Source organism: Neobacillus paridis, from assembly GCF_016765675.1.
Lineage (GTDB): Bacteria > Bacillota > Bacilli > Bacillales > Cytobacillaceae > Neobacillus > Neobacillus paridis.
Genome location: NZ_JAESWB010000272.1, coordinates 1 through 442, shown reverse-complemented (window position 1 = coordinate 442; position 442 = coordinate 1). Strand labels below are relative to the sequence as shown.

1 protein-coding gene is annotated in these 442 nt (G+C 57.2%); it reads right to left on the bottom strand.

Annotated elements, in window-relative coordinates; translation table 11 throughout:
• Positions 1–247: hypothetical protein (locus JK635_RS17705; protein ID WP_202655274.1), on the bottom strand; the 247-nt coding region annotated here is incomplete at its 3' end.
• Positions 248–442 lie beyond the last annotated feature (195 nt).

The window sequence follows — 442 nt, the reverse complement described above, 5'->3', positions numbered from 1 at the left end:
CGCGGGTAAGCCGCATCAGGAGCTGATGCATCGATTGCCTGTGGCTGGCGCCAAGGCGCTCCGCCTCCACCTGCTCGACAATGCTGATCAGTGCGGTATCTGCCACCCGCAGGGTGTCGTTGGCATGTTGGGAAACCGCGTGGGCTAAGTTGGATGCCGAGGTCTTGGTCTCCGCCAACTGGTGGTGGCGGGCGCTCATGCTGCGCCAGCCGTTGATGCCCAGTACCAGCAGACAGGCCGTTACCACGAAGAGGGATGCCACCATGCTGGTCGACGGTCTGCACCCGGCTACGCGATGTCGGCGCGCCAGGCGACCCAGTCTTTGTAACGCTGCATGCATGGTAGGGAATTGCTGGCGGGAAGGATGAAATTAAAAGTTAATATACATTAACTTTTGACCTCTGGGCAATCCAGGATCATTTCCAGTAATAAACTTTTTTTG